Genomic DNA, 25,339 nt, shown 5'->3' with positions numbered 1-25,339 from the left:
CGTGACGAAATATTTCTCATCCAAGTGCACTCGTAGGTGGTGGCCACTGGCCCAGCGCAAAGGCTACTATGGCGCGTTGTTGCCATTGCTTCACGCTGACAACTTTCACTCGGAAAGCTTTCACGCTGAAGACGTCCAAGGAGGGTTGTCATGTGGGTAGATAACGAGACGGAAACAGACTTCCTCAATTTCTCTGGGGTGGCTGACACGGTTGCCGAGATCGTTTACCAAGCTAATGGCCGTCCGATTTCCATCGGCGTATCTGGAGCGTGGGGCGCGGGCAAGTCGTCCATGATCAAGCTGATCCAGGCGTCGCTGAAAGATCCTCCCCAAGGCGAGGAGAAGCCAAAGAAGGACTTTGTGTTCGTCGAGTTCAACGCATGGCTCTATCAAGGTTACGATGACGCCCGCGCTGCCCTGATGGATGTGATTGCCACGCGGCTGGAGGCTGAGGCCAAGAAACGCGCGAAAGGCCTGGATAAGGCCACGGAGCTTCTCTCACGAGTAAACTGGCTTCGGGCAGCGAAGCTTGCTGGCAGCACAGCAATGTCCTTTGCGACGGGCGTACCTGCTCCGGGCTTGCTGAGCGAGGTCATTGGGCTTATCGACCGAGTTCGAAATGGCCAGGTCGATCAGGACGCGATCGAGGCGCTGCACGACACCGCCGAAAAAGCTAAAGACGAGGCCGGTAAGCTATGGAATAGCGCACCTGCCAAAAAGTCTCCGCCCAAGGAAATCCAGGCACTCAGGGATAACTTCGAGGCCATCCTGGAGGAGCTTGGGGTCACGCTGGTCGTCTTAATCGATGACCTAGATCGCTGCCTGCCCGAGACCACCATCTCCACGCTGGAAGCCATTCGGCTCTTCTTGTTCCTGCGCAACACGGCGTTCGTGATCGCTGCGGACAACGAGATGATCAAGCACGCGGTGCGAAAGCACTTTAGCGGCGTGCCTGACGATGTCTTGGTGACCAGCTACTTCGACAAACTGATCCAGGTGCCGATTCGTGTGCCTCCGCTGGGTACCCAGGAAGTCAGGGCGTACATGATGATGCTGTTCCTGGAGAACAGTAAGCTGGAGAAAGATGTGATCGAAGACATCCGGATCAAGGTACGCGGGCAGCTTCGGTCGACATGGCAGGGCAACCGAGTGGATCGCGCTTTCATGCAGAGTTTGTACGATAGCTACCCCACAGATCTCATCGGCAAGTTCGACACCGCTGAGCGCCTGGCTGCAGTCATGACATCCGCCTCAGGTATCCAGGGAAACCCGCGACTCATCAAGCGTTTCCTGAACGCCTTGTCTATCCGGATGAGCATTTCTCGTGCCCACGGGGTGGGTGTTGACGAAGCGGTGCTGGTCAAGCTGATGCTCTTTGAGCGTAGCGGCAACCCCAAGGCATATGAAGAGTTGATGAAGGCCGTGGCTGCCCATAAGGATGGTAAGCCGACCATGCTTGGCGAATGGGAAGCGGATGTGAAGGTAGGCAAAGCCCTGACGCTCCAGCAGCCCTGGGATCTGCCTTTCGTGAAGGAATGGCTGGCTCTGCCACCGGCGTTGGCGGACAAGGATTTGCGGGGAGCCATCTACGTCAGTCGTGAACACGCGCCGATCATCACGGACGAAGACCGGCTGTCTTCCGAGGCCGCCGAGCTGCTCACTGCGCTGCTCGCAACTCCTGACATGGCCGGGCAGTTGAAAGATCGGCTGGCTCTCATTGCGCCCGTAGACATCAACGTGGTGATGGATCGTTTGCTGGATAAAGCGGGCGCTGAGCAAGAGTGGGGCGTACCGGACATCTTGGAAGCCTTACTCGTGGTTGGGCGCCTTGACGCTCAGCAAGGGCTCCGACTGGCTGCGTTTCTCAAAGATCGCCCGCCTGCACAAATTCAGGCGGCCATTGTGCCGAAACTGACCGACGAGCCATGGGCTAGGTCAGTGTACGAATTCTGGATGACCGCTGAAGTGAGCGGGCCTGTGAAGGCTGCGATAAGGAGATTCGATGGGCACTTCGCAAAATAATGACGGGCCTGGTAAAAACCGACCGTTCGTTCCCCCTTGGACTCCTCCGCTGCCGCCGATGCCGCCTGCGCCGCCTGTGCCTCCAAAACCGCCTGAACCGCCTGAGCCGGATCCGAACGATGACGGGCCACCCGAGCCAGACAAAGACAGGCCTGAGGACGGTGACCAAGCTGATGACCCGAGCCAGGCGCCTCAAGCACCGTCGCCGCTAGCGCCTCCTGGACGATTCGCGGGCGCGCGGCGGGGGCTTGGTGACTATGCGAGCAGTGGTAATCGCGACAGCTTGCGCAAGAGTCTGCGGGAATATGTCCGGCATGGGTACGGCGGGGCCAAAACAACCACTGCTCGCTTTGGGGGCACTGCGTCGATCGCAGGGGTCTTCGGCAGCGCCCTTGAGGCGGTTGCTGAAGGTAGCCCGCAAGCCGGCCCAGATGTGCTTGATCGCGCGCTGTTGCAGGGCCGTTCGGCCTCTGAGGTCATGGATGCACTGGTCGAAGCGGTGCGCCCTGTTGATGGCTCCCAGGATGCGGAAGCCGAGCGTGCATCGATTCGCGGTTCGCTGTCTGACGTTCTGCTGCGTTACCCGGACGCCGACTTGCTTAACCTATCGGTCGAGCAGCGGGCGTTTGCTATCGAGCGCTTTACCGCCATGGATGTGTTTCACCGGTATGAGCTGGATCTGGGAAAAACTGTTCAGGAGAAAGCTCCGTCGGCGACTGTGGCCATGCGTCGCTTAAAGGAAATTAAGGATTACATCAAAGAATGCGTGGGCGCTTCTTTCCGCAAGATCGCAACCGCCAGAACGCCCCTGACCACAGGGAAAATTTCTCAGGTGGTCGCACAGGCGTTGAAAGACACCTTTGAAGTCTTCGAGGGGTACGTAGAATGAGATTCGTGTGCGGCCCAGCTGGTTTCAGAGTGCCGGGTGTGGAAGACGCCATGCAAGTGGTGATCTACGGCAAAGCTGAGGATGGGCAGGTCAGCGTTGGTGGCTATGCCAGGGAACTGTTGGACAGGGCTCATCTGGAAATCAGCCCTCAAGCCTGGGACTTCCTGAACATCGCCCTTTCGGTGGTAGCTGCGGATTTCACTGCTTTGAGAGCAAAAAGTGCTGATGCCTGGACTCGCCAGATCAGCCTTGAAATTGCTGTGCAGGATTCGGTGTTTTGGAATACGCAAGCGCGTGCCTTGGAGGCGGCTTTGCGGTTCCTCACAACGGATCAGTGGACGCTGGCATTTCATCCTGGTGGTTATGGGCCGCCGGCACAGATGAAGGCATTGCACCCTATCGAAGACTCCGTTGTGCTGCTCTCAGGTGGTCTGGACAGCTTGATTGGTGCTATTGATCTGGTCGAGCAGGGGGTAAAGCCCTACGCAGTGAGTCAGATTGTCCGAGGTGATGGCGAAAAGCAGAATCTCTTCGCCAAGAGCCTTGGACTGAGCCGAATCGGTTTAAATCATGTCGCCAAATCTCCGGGGGAGCAGGAGCCGTCTCAGCGTGCTCGCTCGATCGTATTCTTAGCATTCGGCCTGGCAGTGGCGACATCGCTTGATCGCTACCATCTCGGCGAGACTGTACCGCTTTATATCTGCGAGAACGGATTCATCGCTATCAACCCACCACTGACTATGTCCCGATTGGGAAGCCTCAGCACGCGCACCGCACATCCTGAGTACCTTGGGCGTCTTCAGCAGATCTTTGATGCTGCAGGCATCAACGTTCAGATTCGTAACCCCTACGCCCTGGTTACGAAAGGGGAAATGATGGTGGAATGCAAAAACCAGGATTTGCTCAAGCAGCATGCTGTGGCATCCACGAGTTGCGGGCGTTTCCAGCGGTTCGGTTACAAGCACTGTGGTCGCTGCGTGCCGTGCCAAGTGAGACGCGCCTCGTTTAAGCGTTGGTCGGCGCTCGATGATGATACTTGGTACGTCTACGACAACCTGAGCAAAGATGACCTACAGCATGGGCGATTTGAAGACGTGCGGTCGGTGGGAATGGCGCTGGCCAACGTCGCCGAAAATGGGTTTGAGCAGTGGCTAGGGCACAGTCTTTCATCCTCCTTCATCCATGATCGCCAAGGGTACAGTCAGATGCTTGCGCGAGGGCTTGATGAGCTGGGCGTTTTGCATCGTGACTATCGGCTGATCTAGTCATGGGACGCGTGCGTCGAATGGCTACGCGGCGTGGCCTGATGCATAGCCATAGTCTGTGTGTGGTTATAGGCATGGGCCGAGCGAGGCCGATCCAGGCGCTTTTCGCAGATATGTGGCATTCAGAATTGGGAAGCCACGCGGTGAGTCGAGGGGCCTTAATCGAGGTCTGATCTGGCCAATTCTGAATTAACGGTCGCGATCAGCCCATGTCATCTATAAAGTCTGGTGACTTTGCCTTCCTGATCAACCTTTCGATGACTCAGTAATCCAGCCTCACCATCGATTTTTACGATCCTTAGTTGAAGATTTTAATCAAGGCGAGCCTGCTTTCTCTGAAAGTTCGGTTTAGCCTTATATTGTTGCGGCGAAATCCTGGTTCGAACATAATCCGCGTCCCTTCAATCTAACGCCATCGACGGAATGTTGGCCGGCTCACAAAAATGGTGAGTACCTCACATTTTGTTGTGGGGTAGCGGTAGAATTAACTTATCTGTTAATTGAATAGAGGCTGATATGGGCTGTCTTCAAGAGTTCGCTCGTCTGACTGAGTTAGTGCATACGCTGGAAAAGCAGAAAGAGCATATGCTTCAGGATGGAGAGCTCGTTCGGGAGTTGGAATTCGAGAGGAAATTGAACGAGCTTTTGGACGAATATGGCGTTCCTAGGGAGCGCTTGTTGGAGATTTTGCTGGGCCGTCCCGATGCGCCCCGCCCAATTCGAAAGGAGCTAGCTGATGTGGGGAGTTTGAAAAGCGAAACCCCGGCTCCAACCCCTGCTAAGCAAGCTGCTGCGAGCACAGCACCTGAACCTGGCCTGCGACCTGCCAGCTCAAATGCTGCTGCATGGAGGGAAAAATTTGGACATCGAAGCTTTGAGTCTTGGTTCAATCAAGCGAAGCCTGAGCGCAGCTGAGTTAAGTAGAATTTTTTAAAACATTAACTTAGCGGCTGATTTTGAATTTCCCATATTCTGAATGGTTAGTGTCGGCGAGCTAGTGAAGTTCGATGCTAACTCAATTCTGAATTGAGATACCGCTATGATCAGATTGCTCCCTGTATGGCTAGAAGTTGTTTCATTTCCGAATAGGCTCTTGCGACCGGTGTGTCCTTGGTCAAGAGCTTGCCAAAGAATGAAGCTGTAATTACATAATCCTGATCGATCAAGTCATTTGTTATGCGAGCGGCGGGGCGACTGTTGATCCCACCCTTGCTGACCCATTCCATATTGTGCCAAAAGCAAGATATGAAATATCTCAGAATCAGTGGCTTAGTTTTCAGAAACCCTTTGATGCGGACGTCTGAAAATCCTTTTTTCCTGAGAAATACTGTCGCACACTCAAAGGCCATTGAATAAATGGCCCCAAGCCGATGCTCATCCGGTGGGGTTTGCCGTAGTTCTTTGGATGCGGTCGGCCCCAGAACAGTTTTCAGCAGGCCGTCTCTTTTCAAGAACTTTTCTTGGTTTTTGACATGATTTAGCTCGTGCTTTTCAATATCTGGCTGAATTTCCTCGATATGTGCAGCGATGAGGCCTAGCCCGGCAGGTGAATCAGATCCTGCTTTCAAATCGTTCATCGCCCTTCGAACGACCTTGGTGAAAGCTTTGTCGACCAAGCGACCTTCCATGCTTTTCAGCCCGGCGCACTCCATTTGAAACGCGACGCCGACAGAAAGCGAAACCGACACGCGACCGGGAATAGACGACAGGGTGGCCAGTGATCCGCGCATGGTTTCGCGCCATTGGGGGCCTTTGCACATTTCGAGGAGTGCAGCGTCCGGAATTAGAAACTTGGCCTTGGGCCTGTCTTCAATTAATTGCTTCAGCTCCTCCGAGCGGAAGTAATTCTGATCCAAGGTGTAAATTTCTGTCATGGGGGAGACCTGAGTTACGCAATCGCTTGTGGAGCAGCCGGAATGGTTCAGGGTGGTTATTACATACAGACCATCAACACGGTTTTTGGATCACGGACGTAGGCGATCCTGGTCGTTTGTCTCAGATGTATCAGCCATCTCATCCTGAATGGCTGAGTCTTCCGTCGTCATGAGGCGTAGATACCATTCCCATCATTCTTGAGCTATTGGCGCAGGCTCCTCGCTACCCTCTGCCCGACTACCGCTCTCATTAGTCTCAACCATGCGCAGCATCTGCTCCCTTACCAGGGGCTCACATTTGTGGCAGGCGAAGTATTTGATTCTCTCCTTATCCCCAGTGACGAATTCATCGCATCGCTCACACGTGACAGCACCCCAGCCCCGGTCGAAGCACGATACACAGCTCCACATCCCGTCGATAAAGAATACTGAAGGCTCAGGGTGCTCGCACTTGTGGCAGGACGCGATATGCTCCTGTCCTTCCTCACACCACTCATCTCCCTGGGGATAATGCTTGGCGCAGAGGTTGGTCAGGACGTCGATGGTGATGTCGTGGCCGCAGTTTGGACAAGCGTTTAAACCCTTTTGGAAGAATTTAAATGGAGCGTTGCAGGCGGGGCAGGGCAGCTCTGCGTTGCACTCTTCCACAACGGTGTCATCGACGCCACACACCATGCAGGTGTAGTCAGTACCCCATGAGTGGGTCTCGCCAACAATAGCGGCGGGCATGTGGCAATGGCCGCAGGGGACGATTTTTTTGCCTTTCTTCTCTTGGATTTCGATTTGAGGCTTCAGGATTTCGAATCGGGTTTTGATGAATTCGCCCTGGCGCATCATGCGCTGGTTGAGCACTTGTAGCTCTACTGCATAGGGTTGAAACACGCCTTCCCATAGCCCGGTCAGGAGCGCATGCAGGTAGTGCCAAGATGCCCATGCTTCGGCAATCACCCCGGCCTGTGTCTTGCTCGAATTATCCATACCTGAATGTGCGAAATGGACAATCTGATTTCGGTGCTCGCCCAGTGCCTTGAAGTTGTCAGAGGCGTTCTTGTCGATTTTCTCGCCAAGAATGGACGGGATCCGGTTAAGGGCGTCATCAAGGTAAACGGAGAGAAAATCTCCAACGGCTAGATTTTGGAGATCTCCGGTCTCCGGCTTTGAAAGCATGAGTGTCCAGTGCTCCTTCATGAGCCGGGCTTTCAGGAACAACTCGACCGCCGTGTACAGATCGACGATGGCATTCTTGGGTTTGGTTTGGAGATGGTCGATAGAGCTATTCACGAAGCCCAGGGCGTTTCGCACCAAGGCGTCGAAGAGCTCTTCTTTCGTCCGGCGTTCCTGCTTCAACCATCTGCGTGCCATAACGCTTTACCGCCTCTGTGTTGATTACTTGCTGCGATTGTAGAAGCGAATGCACCTCGACGGTTCCCCTTCCGTAACGCTCGTTACGGCCCAGGCGGGAGCCTAGGCCAAGTATTGGCTATTCTTGGAGGGTGACTGTGATGGCAGTAGAATCTATGCCATAAAACCGGGCCATGGCGTCTTTGGCCCCTTTGATCGCTAGGTAGGGCTCGCCCTTCGTCTCTGCTACAAAGCCTTCGACCTCAATGGGAGTACCCCTGCTGAATAGCTCTCTCACTCCGCGAGCTAAACCTACGTTCTCATTGTGTTTGAACAAACCACTGACGGATCCAGAGACCTCGATCGCTTTTCTGAATTTCACATCCCATTGCTTCTCGCCGTCAGGGGATAAGACCTTGCACCACTCACAGATTTCGAAAACCAAACCACCTGGATCATGCGCAGATCCATCGGATCCGCCCTTAGGCCAGTATACGAACGATACTGCCAACGCCTCCGCGTCATCTACCACGGGCAAGCGTAAAGAGGCGCCATCAGTTTTGCTCCACGGAGCGGCGGTCTGATGTCGATAAATGAATTCTCTGTCATTCATGGCAATTCCTTAAAAGATTGCGTTGACTCTTAGACGGCTCGGTGTCGAGACCTTGTCTCGCGATGGCCCGGGAGACCATTTCACAGGTAGTGAAGGGGGGCTGGCCTACGGGTCAGGTGTTGAACAAATGGGGCAAAACTGGGCGATCGAGTCAGGCCTTGGCGATCTGCGATTTCACGGCCAGCCTCAGAGTTAACCGCCGATTGGTATACGTTTTGAAGAACCCTTCCTTCGTGGCTGAGCCGGTGCTCAGGTCAACGGTGATCAAGGCAAGCAGTCTACTGGCCTAAGCGCTGTTGCGACAGAACGCTTTTTGGGTGTCTGGGAGAGATCAACCTTGAGGTCATTTCCGGGTTGATTAGGACGGCGGGCCTGTACCTTCGCAATGAACGTTGCGCTATGGGATGCGTGCGTACCTATCGTGAGCTGGAAAAATTTTGAATAGGTACCGACTCTGCAGGTGCCGAACGCTAGCCTATGCAGACATAAATCAGACAGGTATCACTGAGTGCCCCACGAATCTACCGAAGCGGTACAAAAATGCGAAATCCTACTGCGCACTATGATGGAGGATCTTCAGGCCAAGCGAATCTGGCCGAACATGTCCAGCATCATCGACGGCATGCTCAAACGCCGCATAGAGCTTACAGAAGTGTACCAAGAGGTTCATGCCTCCTTGGCGCACGCACCCAGAGCCCTCTTCATTTTCTGGGATGTCTTCCTCCATACTGCTGATGGTTGGAACCTCCAGAAGAATCGAGCTGCGCGGCAAGCCCGTGAGGAATTGGTTGGTGTAAACCGCCGGATTAGCGAGCTCGCTGACCAATTGGCAGCATTGCTGGATCGGCGTGATGCCATTCATAACTACTCAGGTTTTCGTTCGAATACCCACTATCACATCTTGGATATCGTGCACGAAGCGTCTGAGCACAATGGTCTGTATGAGAGCTATGTGAAAGAAGATCTGGATCGTCTTCAGTACCAATTCGACCTGAAATATTGGCCGCCGCTGAGTGATGTGCTTCAGGCAATCGGCACCGACGCCGAGCGCGCAGAGGTTACTGCCACCGACCCAGCTACTGCAGCTGCTACCGCAAGTAGGAAATCAGGGCGTTCAGATTTCGTGAGGGCGTTTATGACGCGGATCGACGGCAGCAGAATAAAAAATTGTGGCTTCATCCCTGATGAATTCACGCTGTCTGATAGCGGCATGGCCTCGCTCGTCAACTGTGGCCTGGATTTGGCTGTCGATGAACTGGTAAATGCCGAATTCATCAAGCGATTTCGGCAGCGACAGCGTCAAGCGAGTAAGGCCTGACCGCACCTGGGCCAGCGTAGCGCAACAGTAGGTGGCACGATCCTACGAATACCTCGATGCTGACCCTGTCAGCTGTGGGCCAAGAGGGGAGCTAGGACTTCGCCGCGTCCATCCAGCGCTGATAGCTCTGCTCGGCGTGAACCGGGTTAGCGAGCTTCGGTTTTGAACGCAAAGCGAACGTCTTCTCAGCCAAGGTCTCCAGCCGCTCTGCTGCTTTCGGCAGCCAGCCATTCTTGATCGCCCACAGCTTGATGTTCTCTGCCGGCTCTTGGTGGTTACGCGAGCGCAGGATTCTAAGGATGCGTTTGGCGTGATCTTCATCGGAGGCGTTCAGGACGGCGGTGCCCAGGTTGATCACTGAGGTCAGGGATTTCATTGCTTGTTCGACGATCGGATCGGCAATGAGCTTTATCGCAGGGGCGGCAGACTTCCCAGATTTTGTGGGCTTGCCCAGTACTTGGGGTGACCAGGTTCTATTCCAATTTTCAATTGCATCGGGCGTCCATGGGACAGCCACGACAGCCACCAGGTTTTGCAGTGAATCGATTTTGTCCATCATGTCCTGGCCGGCAAAGATGGCGATCAGCACGGATGGTTTGGATACCCATTTCAAGGTCTTCATCGTTTCGCAGCGCATCTGGGCGCCGCTCGGCAATGTTACGGGTACTCCTTTGACCAGCTTACTGTGCATCGTCGCCCCTAACGCCTCATGGAGGGCGCCAGAGGTGAGTGATGCTTTGGCGGGCACTAGGAAAATGACGTCGAGCGTGCCGGAGGTTTCGCAGAGACGGTCTGCAACCTTGACACCTGCCAAGACGTGCACAGGGCTCTGATTGGTGTCGGGTAGGAGTATCCGTTGTACGTTGGGCATGCAGTCGTCCTTGTCAAAAATGGTCGTCACGGGTGTGAGCCGGATCAGGGTTTCGAAGCTTGTCTCGCTTCATCTGATAGATCAAGTGATGGAGTCGACTGCACCTCGGTTGGTGCTGGTTGAATGGTCGAATTCAGACGCCCCATGCAGGCCGTTCTGGGCTTGTGGTTTGATTCACATCTTGGCGAATAGCAGCGGATAAGAGAGAGGCTGATGGATAAGGATCAAGATATGGAAATGGTTACGGACGCCCCTGGCAGTTGGCGTCACGCGATGGCCCACCGTTGGCTTCGGATGATCAGGTCATGGCAATTTAGGAGCACTGGCGCAGCGCATGGACTGACCTCAGGCGCACTGAGACGGTAAAGTAATAGAGCGAATGAGAGCGTATTGGGCGAGCATGGAGGAGTTGCGCCGTCAGTGTGAGAGTGAAGAAACCGTTCGACACCAAGCCATCATCAACGCAGAGCACCAACGAGCGCTGCAGCTGCGTTTAGTGGAGAACATGGAGAAGTGGGAGCAAGCGGTACGCCTGAGAAGGTTCATTGATCCAGCAGCAACTGGCATTGGCGAGGTCAGCGAGGAGGAGGGCGTCATTTAAAGGCGTGGGTGGAGTGGGCTAGGGAGCACGTCGATGTACTCGATCCTCTGGGCAAAGACGCCACCACCTCACTTGACTGAGCGAAACCCAGGGCGCCGCTGTATTCTTCTAAAAAGAGCGCCCATATGAGGCGCCCTCAGGCTATCAACCGTGCCCCGCGCTTGGTTAGGATAATTGCCGGAGTGCCAAGTCAGACTGACTGTAAACCACTTTTCTACACTGTAAACTAAGCTGGTTAACAATATAAAAAGTAGGTTTACAGTTCTACGATTGGCTTCGGTTCACGGGTGGCTGAGCATCAGATCGAGCTACATCCTTGATTAGATGTTTTGGGATATCTAGCGAGCATTCTCGCCTAAATGGGTGTCCGGTTTCATTAGACCACTACACGCTGCCTCGACAGGGTGGGAAGGATGGAGAGACATGCCCTGTTGCAGGCTGCTCAGTCCTGGTAGGCCACCTTCGCGTAGCGGGATTTGGAAGGGCCCGTATTTTAGAATGCGGGCCTTTCTTTTGACGACGATTTACGTCAAGCGCGGACGCCCGTAGGACGGTTCGGGACTAAGGAATCTAGGCACCTCCGAGAGCATCAGATCACACTCCACCAATGCTGGCCCGTGCCAGAATAGCGTCCAGCGTTTGTAGTCTTCCTTCGTCTCGATCACGTAGAGCGTCTCCTTTCCAGTTTCTCTGAAAGATCGAATAAACCAAGCGGGGTTAACCTCGGATGGAACACGGAGTTCGTACCCGTCATCCGACCACCCAACCCAGTGGCTAAAGAAGCTGCGCTCAAAGAAGTCGTGTAGTTGGACAAAGTAGTACGATTTGTTTTCGTCTGCTGGCGCCGCTGCGCAGATGCCTTTACCGTGGTCGCGCCAAGAGATGAAAGCATTCTTGAAGGCCTCGAAGCAGCTTTTCCAAGACTCAAAGCCGTAGCGGCGCGCGACGATAGACAAGCAGGCTTTATGTCGCAAGGCCTTCTGGCTGGTACGCTTTAGAATCTTGGCCTCGCGCTTGATCTGATGAAGAAGCTCGGGGGTGAGGGGCTGTGTGAGGGTAAGAGATTTAGACATAGCTATCCCATAAATCCAATACGAGCACTGGCCCGCTCAGGCCCAAGACTTGTGGGTAGTCGTCAGATTTTTGCTAACAGTGTTCTCACTTGGGCCAGCGGGCGGCTCAGGCACCTGTAGTCGTACCTATAGCAGAAATGGTGCGGCACCTTTAGCAAATCTGTCAAGGCGTCAGTCGCTCCGGTCATGTCCATTTTTTTCCTCCACGTCGCTTGTTCGCGTACGTGCCCGCACCCTCGTCAGCCCTTCAAGGGGGTCAGACGCTCTGGGCTTTTTAAGTGTGCTCTCTAACGGCTTGCTGAGGTCGCTTCTGAGCGATCGCTTGATACTGCAAGCTTCTCTCTGACTCAGCCTTCAGCTGGCAGCGCCCGCTCCCATAGAAACCCCACTGTTGATCGACTTATCCCGAGCCGCCTAGCGGTCTCTGCCTTGCTCAAGCCAATCTCTTTGCATTCCAGCACTTTTTTGAGCTTGATCAAATTCACTGGTCGAGCGGCAGGCCGCTTCACTAGATCAATTCCAGCAAGATGCGCGGCAATATCGTCGTCGCTGACGCGTTTTTGTAGCTCCTTCAGCTCCTCTGCGGCCTCTGCGAGCAAAGCCGAGGAGGGAGTCTTATCCCGTGTCGAGAGAATCAGTGCCATGAAAGCCAAAGGGCTCATGCCGAGAGCCTCGGCAAGTTCTACGAATTTATCAATGGTGGGGCTGCTTTCGGCGTTCTCGATTTTGCTCAGGTATGTGCGCGATGCAGCATGGGCAAGGTTTTCCTGAGTGAAGCCTAGATTCCCTCGAACCGCCCGAACGACCGCTGCCAGTGCTGGCTTCAACAAGATGATGTCCTCAAAAGAGAGGATGTAGCCATGTTGCCGTGTACAGTTACACGTCATATGATGTATAAAACCGTACAGATTGCTGTCAGTGATATCGCTTGCACTGGCCGGCGCGTCAATCAGCGGCGTGTAAGGGCACTGCGGGCTCAGCATGCACAGCCCTGGGTATGGTTTTGCGTACGCAGCGTGACTGCGGTTGGAGGTTCACTCAATTCTTCCAATTATTTACTAAATCGCACCGCGTACAGCGAGCCTACTGGAAGAGGAGGCGGTGTAATCGCTCGTCGTTCGTAATAGTTTTATTAATTGTCGAGAATCAAGCAGATGTCTAATTGTGATTGGGTGCCAGACCGTCGGGTGGTCGAGGAACGTCAGGGCGCCCTCCAAGGTACGCCCCCAGAGGTCGTCCGGGCACAGCACGTCGACTGGTCGGTCGTTGTCGACGCTTATCTTTTCAATGCTGCAAGAGTAGGGGAGCGATACGTCGCGCTTGTCTACAGCGACCAATCGGGAGCCTCTGAAAACGGTATGACAGTTGCGACGCATCCTGTGCGATGCGTCGACGAGAGGGATGGCTTCAAGCTGGTTCGTACTGTCGGAGGAGATCACTACGTGATCACAAGCGAGCGAGACTGTTGAAAGTCTAGAGGCCCAGATTATCTGTAGCACCGAGCCGGATGAAGAAAAGGACAATTAACCTCAACTTCATTTCCAACGTTTACCGCATGAACGACGGCATTAGGCAGTATTTGATGGGGCTTTAGATAGCCGCGCCTGCCGAGAACCAATGCGCATAAGGATGAAAAATGGCTCACCTCGAAAAAATAACAGTGACGATAAAAAATTATGACGTCCAAGCGCAAGGCGATCTTGATGCTCTTTACAGTCGCGTGAGACTTGAAGATGAAAAAGGCGAAACCTTCTATTTTAAGCAGGTGGTCGTTCCCAAATACCTGAAAATTCATGGTGCGATGGCGACCGAGATTCCACGAACCTGGTATTTCAAAAGAACCTCCAAAAAGTCCATTGTGGTGCTAGCGTTTGAAAACAAAAACGGAAAAGTCGAATACGATTTGGATGACATCCGCTTGATCGCTAGGTCGACAGTATTGAAAGGCGTGGTGTTCTCGCTCGGTTCAATTCCTGCGGCCATTATCGCTGCTACGGCCACATTCGGCCTTGGTCTGGTGATCATGCCAATGGGCCTCTGGTATGGATACAGGAACATTTTCAAGCTCCCTGCAATGCTGAGTCGCAAAACACTCCTTAGCGATTTTGCGAAGCACGGAATCAACGTTCGTTAATTTCCGCCAATGTCGTTTGGACATGCGTTTCGGCTGCGGTAGTCGAGAGGCCGCTAACTTATGAAGCTGACTCCTTACCTCCCCTCCGATCTTCGCTTGGGTGGCGTAGCTGGACTAGCAATCCACGGATAAGGCTAACGGACACTGCGCCGCACCAGCTCAACTAACCATGAGTACTTACGTGCTCCCAGGGCGTCGTGATGAGTGATATCTGGCTACGAGAACGAGAACGAAGGAAGGCGCTATGGCAGCTCGCTGAACTGGTACCAGGCGATCAAAGCGCACGGGCGATCCTGGAACGATTGGATGAGCTTGAACGACTTGATCATGAAGTTCCATTGAGCGCCTGCCATCTCGACCACGCTGAGCTGGTTCGGCTGCCTAGGGAGGCTCATCCTGTAGGGTGCTGGATTATTCGGAACGCAGATATCCCAGAACCTTGGAGATCCCGCTTTGCGGTGGCTCTGGGGCCCGCAGCTCGTGTGGAGGCAGGATTCTACTGGCATGATTGGATTGATTTTCTAGAGGCTTGGGAGCGCGAAGTCGCGCACGTGGAACAACATCGATCGGCACTCGATGACGAATAACAGCAATTCCCCAAATGCCCGCGATGCTCCTCCAGTAGGTCAAAGTGGTCTCTTGAGTGTGGAACGCAGGGAATTAGTCAGCGGGAGGAGAATGATGGAGCAGCATGTAAGAACGCTGGGCCGTGACAATCTATCAGAACTCGAATCTGTCGAACGACTCGTCACGTCAATTGGCCCAGAAGCATTTGAGGCAGACGTCCGACGTCTATCGAATCTGCACACCGTCGATACCGAGTCCGCTATCCAATCGATCAGCCGCCTCACCCATCCCTCCATAATCGGGATGAGCGAGACACCCTTCCAAATTTTTCAACGGCTATGTGACGACCTAGTGGTAAGAGTGCCGCTATTGCTTCACCGTCCAAGTTATCGGTACAGAAATGGTGATAGCACAGCAGTCCCTTTTGAGCTCTGGTTGGACATCGTCCGGCATGCCAGAGAGTTTTTTGACCCAGCGGGGTTGGATGCGGAATTCCTGGTCGCAAGGATGCGGGAAGGACGTTCCAGCCAGGAGGCCTTCGATGCCCTTATTGCTTCGAAGCGCCCCAAGTGATGGTAGACGTCATACGAAGCGGTCAGCACACTAGGTGCTCGTCACGCCTTCACGGCATGACTACGCCTCTGAGGTTGATCAGGAAGGGTTACCTCCCGCGTTGCAATGGTGTAATGAGGATTCCCCAGAGCGCCTCCGCAGCACCTTCTTGAGACAGCTTTTGGTCGTGTCCGGAATAGTGGGACATGCCCAGAGTTTTCAAGTACAGGGTTTGATCATCTGCATTTACCGAAAGGGATTCGTTGTAGCTATTGCCCGCGAACGTAATCGGCCTGGCTGTAGTAAATCCCGGCACCCATCTGTCCTCCTGTAAACACCGTCCCCCTAAGGCTGTTCTCCACTATCCGGTGTAAGGCTCGACACTAGAACGTGATCCGCCTGATCGTATCCATTTGGAGTCATCCTCGATAGTTCGGATCGGTGAGTTTCTTGGACGGCGTCAGACAAACGTTCATGGATGCGACAAAAGATTCAAATTTGCGACAATTTATTCACCCCCCCTCTTGAAAATTTTAAAGCGAGACGGAGTTCTATATTTGAGAGCAAAAAGATTTTCTACGGTGCTGACGCCACTGATAATGCTTGGATCAGACACGGTGTGACGGTCGATCTTTTTGCTTTTGATCTTAGAGCTCTTTAAGGCTTCAATTGCCTTGCCGATAGGCGAGGGCTGCTAGGGGAGATCGTCTCTTCGGCCTTTAGGCCGCTGCTTTTGCTTTTGGCTTCAAAAAAAACACAAAGAACCCAATTTTTTTGAGCGGAGTAGCTCCGCCTAAAAATGCACCCATGTCAGACAACGTTCAGCAACCCTGGAGTTGGAGGGCTGTATTTTCCCTCGTAACTAGGGGTGTAGAGCGATTGCACCGTTGCTTCACGCTTCACAACCTCCCGCCATTTCTTTTGGTGGCAGCGACTAGGACACTGCCGCCCAAAGGAATAGGCCATGAAAAGCACCACATCACCGCTCCTTCGTCACATCTCGTTCCTCGCCAAGCGCTGTCAAAATGATCCAGATGCACCTCTGAGTCCAGAAGGGCGGGGGCTTCTTAAGCAGTTCAATGGGCGTCCACTTAAACACAGCCAGTGGCTCCAGCACGTTGCCCGGGATTTTGGGTTGGAGTACAACCAGGTTTCCCAGTGCAACGCACGTCTCACAGACTACTGCGATCACAATGCGCAAAAGCGCATCTGGAACAACCCAGTTCGCTTCTTTTACCAGCCTGATGTTTTCGAGCGGCAGTTGCAGGCGCTTCTGAGTGCTGCTGAGGGCAAGTTCAGTCTGGCAGAGGCAGCCAAAAAGCACCGTGTGAGGTTCGAGAATTTTGACTTCAGTCCTGCGCTTCTTGATTTCCTCGTTGAGCGTAAGGGCGTCTCACTCTTGAGTTTCGAGGGGATTTCTGCGTCTAGCAGTGTCATTGCAGATTCCTGGGTATCGATCTGCACCTCGTTTGCCGGCGCTGATCTAAGCAACGCGAAGTTCGTTCGCTATTTCGACGATGGTCAGTGCAGGGCGGGCATGGTGATCCATGAGGGGAAATTTATGGCAGCCAATCTCTCTGGTGCTGATTTGAGGTGGGCCTACCTTCGTGGGGCCGACTTCAGTGGCGCAAATCTGGAAGATACGGATTTGCGCAATGCCAACGTTTATGAAAGCTGCATGCGAAACGTCACGGGCGCTCTTGTCGGTGGTGAAGTGGATTCAACGCACTGGTTACTAGACGAGGTCTGACGGGCCAGCGCTTAGACGGTGAAGCATGCGCAGCCGGCGTGAGACCAGCTGCGCCGTGCCTTTTACGCTACGTCACCGATGCGCTTACCACTTGCCTGAAGTGTCAGCTGCGTATTTCCTTGCGGGGAGCCCTGCAGAGAGAAGACGCCTTTCTCGTAATCGACAGTGCCATGAGCATCAAGCACGAATCCGCCAGTACCACCGAAAACATGGGTGTTACCGGCTTGCCATTGCTGCACGTTGATCTGGGTTTTGAATTCGCCAGACTTAGCGGGAAGTTTTCCTTGATACAGGAAGTTGGCATCGCTGCCATTCACGCTGCCATCCTTGACGAACACGAGACCAGATCCGAAATCCTGGATGTTGGAGCGGAAGTGAACCTCAAACACACCTTGCGACATGGGAGTCTCCATGGTTGCTGAAATTAAGCGTCCAGCATAATGGGATCCAATGCGGGGTGGCCTAATGCTGTTTTGTTACCAGCTGTTTCCTGTCTGGTAGTTTGTTGGGGGCTGAATGCTTTGAGCGTCTAGATAAGCGAATTCTGTCTGTCCATTCAGGGCTGCGTGGCGCCGCTTCGTGCTCTGAAGCGCGAGCGTCATCGTCCGTCAGGTCGCAGGTTGTAGTCCCGATGCAACGCCATCACGAGCCGACGTTTCTATCTCACCACGGAGATGGCCGCCAGCGCTGTCACCCCCAGCGGCGATCCAGGCCGGTCAGAGGGCTGTATCTTCTTCCGGTACCGTGGCGGGGGCTTCTACGGTGGGACGAAAGATGTCACGAATGAGATACAGGTGTTCGTTCACTTGATGCAGCCGAGCTAAAAAGGTATCCATGAACTCATCGGTAACCTCGAAGTGCTTCGCCGGTTTACTGGAGGTTAGCGTCTCGCCCTGACCTCTGGGCTCAGTCGCGTCCTGGCGTCGATGCAGAATTTGGTTACCGGCCATGCTGGTGGTCGGGTAGGAGTGGATGATGTCCGATCGCTCATCGTTGAGTGTCCTGAACAGCTCATAGGCTTGTTGTCCGGCGGCGAAGGCTTCCGGTTCCAAATGCTCGATCTTTGTCACCGTTTGCTTAAACGCGTCTGCAAGGCGACCGCCCATTTTGGCTTCGAGCTCGGTACGAGACTTCTCGGGATCCATATGGCAGATCACCTCCGCCATAAAACTGCTGACCGAAGCGAATCCGTAGACAGCGGCCCCCAGACGAAATACATAGCGGTCACTCTCGGGCAAGGCGATTCGAGTCAGCCGCCTGATATCTGCGAAATCCTTTTCGATGCTGGTCATTTCTCATTTCCTGGGTCGTGGGTAAAGCTGCACGCTTGCCGAGGCCGAACAAGGCGCTTTGCGCGCAAGCTATTCGGATCATCGCCTAAATTTGTTGCATCGAGTAGAGTCTGGCGCATGTTCCGCCTGCGCCCTTTCCGATGCGAGGCCTGAGGCGGCTAAGGCAGATCACGACGCTGGCAGCTGGAAATCCCGGGCAGCCAAGTCATCGATGGAATGTGAGGGCGTGAATGCAAATCAGCCGAAAGCTCAACCTTTACGAGATTGAGGATCTTTATCAGTCGCTAGGCACTGATCCCAACCTCAGGCTTCCCCGCAGCATGAGCCACGGCGGTGGGCTGGGTGTTGATGCAGCATTGGCTCAGTTCATCGTGACCTGGGCTCGTGCCTACGATAAGACCGTCCTTCACCTGTACTCGCCTGCTGATGAAGCGATCGCCCAAATCACGCAGTTGGCTCATAGCGCCGCTGGATTCTTTGCCTTGATCATGTGCAGTGAAGTGCACGCTCGGGATCATCAACTGATTGATCGGCGAGAAGCCCTCATGGCGATCAGACCCCTGGTCGATGCAATGTTTGCAGGTGATCTGCGCAACACCTCGAACCTGAGAGGCGCCCGCCCAACTGCCATCAACCTATTCTGCGTGAACAACGCAAAGCGTGAATTCATCAAGCCGTTCTACTTCGATCACTCCGTCCCAAAAGTCCAGCCCAGGACGTGGTTCTCAACGCTCATAGAGGCGTCGTCGAAGCTGATGACCACTCGCAGTGACCAAGGTGCATTGCTCAGATCAGGCCTCCCTGCACTGGGCAGCGTACTCTGGGAGCTGATCTCGAACGCTGACCAGCATGCGGTCACCGACGTTGATGGGAACAAGTACAAGAAGGCGCTGCGCGGCACCTCGATCAAGCTCAACAGGATGAGTCGTCAGGATGCGCTGGAGTACTCCGACGTTGAGCCAGAACTTGCTCGATTCATTCTGAAGCGTTTTGTCAAAGCTGAGGTACTGGAATTCCTGGAGATCTCGGTCATCGACAGCGGGCCTGGCTTGGCCCGGCGATGGCTAACGGTCAAGGAGGAACGACCAGTCGAATCGCTGGATGGACTGAGCTTAGAGGCTGAACTTGAGGCCACGCTTGACTGCTTCAAGAAGCACGTCACTTCCAAGACGCAGTCTCCGAATTCGGGAATGGGCCTGCACAACGCTGTTCAGGCACTCAACAAACTGAAAGCCTTTGTACGTGTCCGGACGGGGCGGCTTTCATTGCACCAGGCCTTTCATGGCAGAGATGAGGTTATGGAATTCGAACCGTCGACTCGATTCGGTGGCCGAGTATTGGCTGCTGTCGAAGGCACTGTCTTCACGATCTGCATTCCGGTGAATTGACATGTTCGATCTCGTGGATTTTGAAGTCGAGCTAAGTCACGCCGGGAAGCCGGTTCACGCGGTGGTGTTTTTCACCGGCCCAGATCTCCTTACCGAGACGCAAGCAGCGCACGCCCTCCAGCACCAGCTCGCCGGCTATGTCATGCCCGATCTCCTGGTGTTTCTCATGCCAGGCTACATCTTGGCGGAATTTCGCGCTCAGCAAGCAGACACAACATCCCCTCTCATGGCGGAGCTAAGCCGCAAAGGCCCGGGGTCGCCTCGCACCTATGCGTGTGCGTTCTACGACGTAAAGGGCGCCATAACTGAGTATGTCCACATCTCAGGGCCCGAGGAGGGCTTGGCAACGCTGATCAAGGACAAGTCCAGGGCCATCGTCAAAGCCGGTCTGACGAACCTCGTCGAGCGCTCCAGCGTCCTAAAGAAGGCGCCTGCGGGCTTCTTCTATTCAAAGCCTTCCTCTCGGGCCTCGAATTATTTCATCCGCGCTGAAGACCTCCTGTCCGAGACGTTGCACGCTTATTACCTGGCATTCGCATGCCTGCCCTTGATCGAGAAGGCCACGGACGAGGGCGCGGCTCGCCCTGATACCCTCTACCTGGACACGATTGCCTTGCTGCCCCTGGCGATGTGCATGCAGATGTACCTCATGAAATTCGGGCTGCCAGGCTTCGCCAACATTCGTTCTTTCCACTCGCACGAGGGACTGATCAAAGACGGGCCTTTGCCCAAAGCGGTATCCGCCTTGTGCCTCATCTCTGCCTCGACCCAGTGCGGCCTCGCGCAACAGTGGGTAAAAGTGAACAGCGCTCCTCCTGAGCGTGTAGCGACCATCCTCTCCTTTGAGCGGTCATCGGATTCCTGTTCTGTCCTGTACACGCTCAAGCAGCCAGACGACTTCGAAATTCTGGGGGAGGGCGAAGCGGGCGGTACCCGTCTGATTCGGATTCATGGTGAGCGATTCGTTGCAGAGCACAGCGAAACCAAGGCGCTGAACATCGGAACCGATCATGCACCGGCTTTGCTGCAAAAACTGTTTCACTCCTTCATGGGGGCGAACCTTTTCAGTTGCTACGCCCATGATCGGCCAGGGCTCAGGCCTCGGACGGTGTGCGTCTATAAAGACAATCTCGCAGCTGCCGACGACTTCTTGGAATGGTTTGAGCGCGTCTTGTTGGAGGAAGCGGTCGCATCAACCCGCTGGATCATTCACGATGACGACGGGGCCAGCGAGGCTTTAGCCGACCGGGCAATCGCGTACCTTGCGTCCCGTGGCGTGACGGTCGAGAGCAAGGTGTCCTTCGATAACTTTGATGCCAGTGTGGATTTTGACGGGTCTGTCATTGTCATTGCAGCTGCTGCTGAGCGTGGGTCGCGCCTACAGAGCGTAAGCCGTCGTCTGCGCACCGCGCAGCAGTCCGGCACCCGGCTGTACATCACTGGAGCACTTTTCGGGCGCAGCTATGCACTGATGAAGGATCTGCAGAGCAACTTGACCCAGCCCGCCAAGGATCACAGCAGGTACGTTTTCAAGACCTTCATGGAAATCCCTGCGGCAGAGCTGGCCTGCACGAATCACTGGGTCGAAGAGCAGCGTCTGCTCGACTCTTTGCACTCAGTCGTCGACACGTTCTCAGCACCAATAACGCAACGCATGGAGGTGTTTGATAACGCAGGCACAGGTGGGCTTGGCCAGCACCCTTTCTGGCCCAGTAGCCACACCAATGAACCGATGACGCTGAGCCGAGGTTTCGCATTTGTCGACGGTACGGAAGATGTGAGGATCGCGACGTCGACTGACATCTACCTCACCATCCTGTGGATTCTGCAGAATGCCCGGCATAGCGATAAAGTGCAGAACGCCAAGCGACTGGAGTCCGGGGAGCTTCAGCAAGTGCTCCTCTCGCCCGACGTGTTCTCACGGTTCGACGATGGTGTTATCCAGGCTGCGTTCTTGCGTGCCGCGCTACCTGCCGAGCTCGATTACCGGGCTCAGGAAACCCACAGCTTGTCGATGAGCGATATCATCAAGCGTGTCGCCGCAGGGTATGGCCAAGAGCGGGGAGAAGCCGCCTTGGAGTTCGTGATCGCGCTGGCGATCGGAAAGATCCGCCTGCATAAAGACATTGATAGCCGCCTGCGGGCTAGCTTGATCGAAACGCTCTCGCCGCACCTTCCAGAAATCCCTTATTTGCTTGATCCAAATTATGAACCGCCGTTGTAACCTGCTCCCGGAAGCCGTCGGGCCGGCGCTTAATCAACGTTCGTTCTCAGGCGCTCTGGTCGCGACAGGCAAGGGCATTAACGTCCATTTAGATCACTGCCAAAGTACTATTGGTAAGCTGGTTCTTGTGCCCAGAATGACTTGCACGGGCCGAATCGAATGCATAGGGGGCCGGCGAACACACCTTTAAAATCCCAGCATCAAAAGCGATGGTGTTTGCGTATGTTTAAGCTGACGTGATCGCTCTTGATGATGGAGTTCGGTAGAGGCCATGTCGTAAGTCTCATTGAGAGCGCATAAGACCAGTAGAAGGAGAGATCATTGGTCAGTGCTCGCTTGTGACATCGCTTGATGATTGAAAAAAGGTGGGAGGTTTTTACCTATTGGCGGCTGAGCTGAAAGCGCGAGTGGGCTGGCCAAAGTGAGCCGAGGAAAACGTAGTGTCAGGGGGTATCTGACCACTACTCTTACTGGCTCTGTGGCATGACTCGATCGCTGCGGCGTATGATTTCGCCGCCTCCCCCGAGAACCTGAAGTGGGGAACGACTGCCAAGGATGCCATCGTGACCCCTATTTTTCGCCCTGAATGCCCTGACTATCTTCTTCCATATCTTGCAAATGGCCCCCATGAACTGGGACAGCGTTGGGGGCTTGAAGGGTATGACGGCAGCCGTTCGGACGATGTTACGAGAAAGTTCAGACGCAGATTGGTGGAGGACTTAGTTCAGGTTTTTGGGCCGATCTGCTGTTATTGTGAGAGCTATGCTCATCCCGGGAGTGGCGTGATAGAGCGTCACCGGCCTCGAAGTGGCGTACGCGGAGAGCATCCCTATCAGCACCTTCATTCGGATTGGCGAAACATTTATTGGGCATGCCCGGTCTGCGATCGATATAAGGGAAATCGGTTTCCCCTGATGGGCTCGCCGCTGCCCGAGCGTCCCTATTTGGAAACAGTTGAGTTTGAGGAACCCGGGTTATTGGATCCTTGTCGAGACAATCCAGACGAGCATCTAGAATTCTCTGAAACGGGTGAGGTGTCTCCACTTAGCGTTCGTGGTGACATCACCATTAAGCTCCTTGATCTAAACCGGCGTCAATTGATCCAGACTCGATTCGAGCAGGTACAGCTACTGCAGAGCACGGGCAGGATACATTCAGTCGACGAGCATCCAGCACACAGGGCGGTATGGCGCCAGCTTGGAGAGGCGGGGAGACATCAAGCTCCTTCTTATGGCTTTCCCGGTGAGGTTCCAAGGCGCCAACAGGATTTCGATCGCCACAAGGAAGAGTCGCCTGTTGAGATAATCGACACTGAATCCAAGAAAGGCATGGAGGCCTACCTTGCAAAAGCGCAATACGTGACACGGCTGGAGATCAAAAATTATGGGCCTATCCATCATCTGGATCTCAATCTAGAAGTGCAAGAGGGGTCGAATGCACCTTGCTATGCTTTGCTCGGTGAGAATGGTGTAGGTAAGAGCACCGTACTCAAAGCGCTAGCTTTGACGCTATCGGGTGAGGCGTACTCGAAAGCCCTTCGCCGCACGAGCAACCAATTACTGGCGACCGGAGCGCATGAGGGCTCGGTTGTTGTAACTTTGGTAGGCGGTGATCAGGTCTCGATGCGTTTCAAACGCAACAAAAAAATTGAGTTTAGTAACGAGCACTCTCGTTCACTCGTCGTGGCGTATGGCGCCACTCGGCTTTTGGCGACTGCGCGCCATAAATCAAAGCCCGGAAAGGATCACGCGAAGATCGACAACTTGTTCGACCCCTTCTTACCAATCAGCGATCCTACCGAGTGGCTAAAGCATTTGGGTCGCGATCGTCTGGACGAGGTCAACGACGTCCTTCGTAAGTTGATGCCCAAGGATCACCAGGTACAAGTCATGGTATCCGACGATGGTGCTATGCACCTCAACGTAGGTGGTGTCGATGGGCGTCAGCTTCGTGAGCTCAGCGATGGGTATCAGTGCATGATCGGCATGGCAGTAGACATCATGCATGTGCTTTCACAGTCAGGGGCTGCGCTTGATTCGTCAGAGGGAATCGTCCTGATTGATGAACTCGGCAACCACTTCCACCCTGCTTGGCGCCTCCAGTGCCTGCCAGCACTACGCGAAGCCTTCCCCGGAGCTCAGATCATCTACAGCACCCATGACCCTCTTTGCCTCCGTGGCTTGAAGGAGGGCGAGGTAGCGGTGCTGCGTCGAGACAGACTCAATCATATCTACGCGCTGGAGAATCTTCCTAGTGTCGCCAATTTCAGAGTTGATCAGCTCCTTACCTCCGAGCATTTCGGACTGCGGAGCACGGTCGATCCGGAGCTCGAAACCAAGATAGAGGCGTACGAAGAGCTCTTAAGTAAACCAGCGAGATCATACGAAGAAGAGCAAGCGCTTGCTGACTTGGTGGCTGACCTCACTGACACCCGTTATCTAGGCGGCAGTCGCCGTGAGCGAATGGCCTTGCAGATGCTCGACACAACAGGCGCACTGGACATACCGGTAAATGCAGCGGTGAATGTAAAACAATTCACCGATTCGACGGTGTCGAAGCTCAAATTTCTCATGCAGCAGGTCACGCCGCTGGCGGATGGGGGCGGGTACAAGCAATGATTAAGATCACGCGCCCAAGGGATAGCGCACCAGCAGATTTGATACGCAGGGGGCGTGCTGAGCTGAGGAAAAACTTAGCGCTCGAACCTAAGAAGCGGGTTTTCAAAGAGTATGGCTCAACGGCGGTCAGGGAAAGGCTGGCAGAGCTATTCGGTCGCAAATGCATGTTCTGCGAGTCGCTGCTGGCAGGAACGCAGTCCGGTGATGTGGAGCACTACAGGCCAAAAGGTAAGGTGGTCGTCACCGTCAAAACGGCGAAAGTTGCAGCAGAGGTAATCCCCGGATATTTCTGGTTGGGAGCTAAATGGCCGAACCTGTTGTTGTCATGTTCAGATTGCAATCGACCCAGAACACAGGATGATTTTGATGGCAATGCTCGGGTAATCGGTAAGGCCAACTTTTTCCCGTTGGTCGACGAGACCAAGCGAGCAAAAGGGACATGGCGGGTTCGCCAGGAGGAACCACTGCTGCTTAATCCCTGCATTGATGATCCCGCAGAGCACCTAGTGTTCCTGGAGGACGGGCGTGTGGAGGCGCGCGTGATTGACGGTGTGCCAAGCGCAAAAGGTACGGCCAGCATCTACTACCTGGGACTGGCTCGCGCGGAGCTACTTCAGATGCGCGCACGCCATGGTCGGATGGTTCGTGCTGCAATTCGTCACACGCTAAGTGCCTTGAAGGAAGGCCGTGATCCTGGTGCCGATTTGGAAGACCTCGAAGCGTTCTTGATGCCTAAGGAACCATACGTCGCGTTCAGTCGCGTACTGATCTACAAGTACATGAGAGAACATCTCGCAGCGCTGGGTTTGTCGGTTTGAGTCGGGCGTCGTCGCTGATTGGTTGTTGCCACTGCTGATCATTGGCTAGTGCTTGGAGTTGGCACATTGATAAGCACACTGTGGCTTTGCCGCATCGAACACCGCGACCACTTGGGCCTACGCTCTCTC

21 protein-coding genes are annotated in these 25,339 nt (G+C 54.4%); 13 read left to right on the top strand and 8 right to left on the bottom strand.

Translation table 11 applies throughout. The features are described from left to right. Nucleotides 1–150: 150 nt before the first annotated feature. From ACVHNU_RS17085 to ACVHNU_RS17070, 4 genes are all read left to right on the top strand, one after another. Nucleotides 151–2,022, top strand: coding sequence for a P-loop NTPase fold protein (locus ACVHNU_RS17085; RefSeq protein WP_204934309.1), 1,872 nt, complete (start codon nucleotides 151–153; stop codon nucleotides 2,020–2,022). A 283-nt stretch (nucleotides 2,023–2,305) separates the two neighbouring features. Next, complete coding sequence (gene qatB, locus ACVHNU_RS17080) at nucleotides 2,306–2,911, top strand: Qat anti-phage system associated protein QatB (RefSeq protein WP_473017909.1); 606 nt, start codon at nucleotides 2,306–2,308, stop codon at nucleotides 2,909–2,911. After that, a complete protein-coding gene (qatC, locus tag ACVHNU_RS17075) occupies nucleotides 2,908–4,176 on the top strand; it encodes a Qat anti-phage system QueC-like protein QatC (protein ID WP_473017908.1) in 1,269 nt (422 codons plus the stop codon). The genes qatB and qatC overlap by 4 nt, the downstream gene beginning before the upstream one ends. A 516-nt stretch (nucleotides 4,177–4,692) precedes the next feature. Continuing rightward, entirely contained in the window at nucleotides 4,693–5,091 is a 399-nt protein-coding gene (locus ACVHNU_RS17070; protein WP_473017907.1) for a hypothetical protein, read from the top strand. Nucleotides 5,092–5,219: 128 nt separating this feature from the next. On the opposite strand, the gene ACVHNU_RS17065 is transcribed toward ACVHNU_RS17070, so the two are convergent. The 3 genes from ACVHNU_RS17065 to ACVHNU_RS17055 form a co-directional block, all read right to left on the bottom strand. Next, nucleotides 5,220–6,050: a hypothetical protein gene (locus ACVHNU_RS17065; protein ID WP_204934313.1), complete on the bottom strand. Its 831-nt coding sequence runs from the start codon at nucleotides 6,048–6,050 to the stop codon at nucleotides 5,220–5,222. A 192-nt stretch (nucleotides 6,051–6,242) separates the two neighbouring features. Beyond that, the gene (locus ACVHNU_RS17060; protein ID WP_473017905.1) at nucleotides 6,243–7,397 is read right to left on the bottom strand and encodes a hypothetical protein; all 1,155 of its coding nucleotides are present in this window, start codon (nucleotides 7,395–7,397) and stop codon (nucleotides 6,243–6,245) included. A 133-nt stretch (nucleotides 7,398–7,530) separates the two neighbouring features. Next, complete coding sequence (locus ACVHNU_RS17055) at nucleotides 7,531–8,004, bottom strand: hypothetical protein (RefSeq protein WP_473017904.1); 474 nt, start codon at nucleotides 8,002–8,004, stop codon at nucleotides 7,531–7,533. A 601-nt stretch (nucleotides 8,005–8,605) separates the two neighbouring features. Here ACVHNU_RS17055 and ACVHNU_RS17050 point away from each other — a divergent pair. Then, the gene (locus ACVHNU_RS17050; protein WP_473017903.1) at nucleotides 8,606–9,322 is read left to right on the top strand and encodes a hypothetical protein; all 717 of its coding nucleotides are present in this window, start codon (nucleotides 8,606–8,608) and stop codon (nucleotides 9,320–9,322) included. A gap of 91 nt (nucleotides 9,323–9,413) precedes the next feature. Here ACVHNU_RS17050 and ACVHNU_RS17045 read toward each other — a convergent pair whose 3' ends face one another. After that, complete coding sequence (locus ACVHNU_RS17045) at nucleotides 9,414–10,193, bottom strand: hypothetical protein (RefSeq protein ID WP_473017902.1); 780 nt, start codon at nucleotides 10,191–10,193, stop codon at nucleotides 9,414–9,416. Nucleotides 10,194–10,593: 400 nt separating this feature from the next. On the opposite strand from ACVHNU_RS17045, the gene ACVHNU_RS17040 reads away from it, so the two are divergent. Continuing rightward, complete coding sequence (locus ACVHNU_RS17040) at nucleotides 10,594–10,794, top strand: hypothetical protein (protein ID WP_473017901.1); 201 nt, start codon at nucleotides 10,594–10,596, stop codon at nucleotides 10,792–10,794. Nucleotides 10,795–11,318: 524 nt separating this feature from the next. Here ACVHNU_RS17040 and ACVHNU_RS17035 read toward each other — a convergent pair. Continuing rightward, the gene (locus ACVHNU_RS17035) at nucleotides 11,319–11,867 is read right to left on the bottom strand and encodes a hypothetical protein (protein ID WP_473017900.1); all 549 of its coding nucleotides are present in this window, start codon (nucleotides 11,865–11,867) and stop codon (nucleotides 11,319–11,321) included. Nucleotides 11,868–12,214: 347 nt separating this feature from the next. After that, entirely contained in the window at nucleotides 12,215–12,850 is a 636-nt protein-coding gene (locus ACVHNU_RS17030) for a helix-turn-helix domain-containing protein (RefSeq protein WP_473017899.1), read from the bottom strand. Nucleotides 12,851–13,503: 653 nt separating this feature from the next. Between ACVHNU_RS17030 and ACVHNU_RS17025 the strand changes: the two genes are divergently transcribed. From ACVHNU_RS17025 to ACVHNU_RS17015, 3 genes are all read left to right on the top strand, one after another. Beyond that, a complete protein-coding gene (locus tag ACVHNU_RS17025) occupies nucleotides 13,504–14,001 on the top strand; it encodes a hypothetical protein (protein WP_473017898.1) in 498 nt (165 codons plus the stop codon). Nucleotides 14,002–14,201: 200 nt separating this feature from the next. Continuing rightward, nucleotides 14,202–14,588 (top strand): hypothetical protein, encoded by a 387-nt coding sequence (locus ACVHNU_RS17020; RefSeq protein WP_473017897.1) that lies wholly within the window; start codon nucleotides 14,202–14,204, stop codon nucleotides 14,586–14,588. 1,496 nt (nucleotides 14,589–16,084) lie between these two features. Further along, nucleotides 16,085–16,870: a pentapeptide repeat-containing protein gene (locus ACVHNU_RS17015; protein ID WP_473017896.1), complete on the top strand. Its 786-nt coding sequence runs from the start codon at nucleotides 16,085–16,087 to the stop codon at nucleotides 16,868–16,870. 62 nt (nucleotides 16,871–16,932) lie between these two features. On the opposite strand, the gene ACVHNU_RS17010 is transcribed toward ACVHNU_RS17015, so the two are convergent. Both ACVHNU_RS17010 and ACVHNU_RS17005 read right to left on the bottom strand, forming a co-directional pair. Further along, a complete protein-coding gene (locus ACVHNU_RS17010; protein WP_473017895.1) occupies nucleotides 16,933–17,271 on the bottom strand; it encodes a GrlR family regulatory protein in 339 nt (112 codons plus the stop codon). A gap of 315 nt (nucleotides 17,272–17,586) precedes the next feature. Next, nucleotides 17,587–18,162, bottom strand: coding sequence for a hypothetical protein (locus ACVHNU_RS17005; RefSeq protein ID WP_473017894.1), 576 nt, complete (start codon nucleotides 18,160–18,162; stop codon nucleotides 17,587–17,589). A gap of 230 nt (nucleotides 18,163–18,392) precedes the next feature. Here ACVHNU_RS17005 and ACVHNU_RS17000 point away from each other — a divergent pair, with 230 nt between their 5' ends. From ACVHNU_RS17000 to ACVHNU_RS16985, 4 genes are all read left to right on the top strand, one after another. Beyond that, on the top strand, nucleotides 18,393–19,550 hold the full coding sequence (locus ACVHNU_RS17000) for an ATP-binding protein (protein WP_473017893.1): 1,158 nt from the start codon (nucleotides 18,393–18,395) through the stop codon (nucleotides 19,548–19,550). Nucleotide 19,551: 1 nt separating this feature from the next. After that, on the top strand, nucleotides 19,552–21,774 hold the full coding sequence (locus ACVHNU_RS16995) for a hypothetical protein (RefSeq protein WP_473017892.1): 2,223 nt from the start codon (nucleotides 19,552–19,554) through the stop codon (nucleotides 21,772–21,774). Between the two features lie 914 nt (nucleotides 21,775–22,688). Then, nucleotides 22,689–24,392: an AAA family ATPase gene (locus tag ACVHNU_RS16990; RefSeq protein WP_473017891.1), complete on the top strand. Its 1,704-nt coding sequence runs from the start codon at nucleotides 22,689–22,691 to the stop codon at nucleotides 24,390–24,392. Then, complete coding sequence (locus ACVHNU_RS16985; protein ID WP_330755058.1) at nucleotides 24,389–25,210, top strand: hypothetical protein; 822 nt, start codon at nucleotides 24,389–24,391, stop codon at nucleotides 25,208–25,210. Before ACVHNU_RS16990 ends, ACVHNU_RS16985 begins: the two co-directional genes overlap by 4 nt. The last annotated feature ends 129 nt before the right edge of the window (nucleotides 25,211–25,339 follow it).

Source organism: Pseudomonas sp. Ors-4-3C, assembly GCF_055755035.1.
Note: the sequence above shows the minus strand (reverse complement) of the source record. Positions and strands in the feature narration are given on the sequence as shown.